1 protein-coding gene is annotated in these 378 nt (G+C 40.2%); it reads right to left on the bottom strand.

The genetic code is table 11. The annotated features are described in order from the left end of the window. Window positions 1-378: HYR-like domain-containing protein (locus tag ACFQ1R_RS00650; RefSeq protein WP_379924150.1), on the bottom strand; the 378-nt coding region annotated here is incomplete at both ends.

Below are 378 nucleotides of genomic sequence, written 5' to 3' on the forward strand. Positions count from 1 at the left end.
GCTGTAAAAGGCGCCAATTCAATAGTGTAAGTATAGGTCCAATCATGCGTATTACCTTCACAATCGGTATATTTAAATGTGTATACGATAGAACCCTGACAGTCAGGAGTATCAGTTTTAGTAGCAGCCGCAGGTGTAATAGGGTTTCCACAAGCATCATTCACGCTAGGAGGTGTTGGTTCCACCGCATTGGCTAGATTCGTAACAGTTTGTGAACCATTAGCAGGCATTGAAAAGTCTGGTACATCAATGGTGTAAGTATATGACCAATCATGTGTATTACCTTCACAATCGGTATAAGTATATACCCAAACCATATCACCAGAACAAGCAATATCAGCAGGTGTTGTTTTTAATACAGGAGTTATAGGGTTTCCA

This window comes from Mariniflexile jejuense (assembly GCF_042675665.1).
Classification (GTDB): domain Bacteria; phylum Bacteroidota; class Bacteroidia; order Flavobacteriales; family Flavobacteriaceae; genus Mariniflexile; species Mariniflexile jejuense.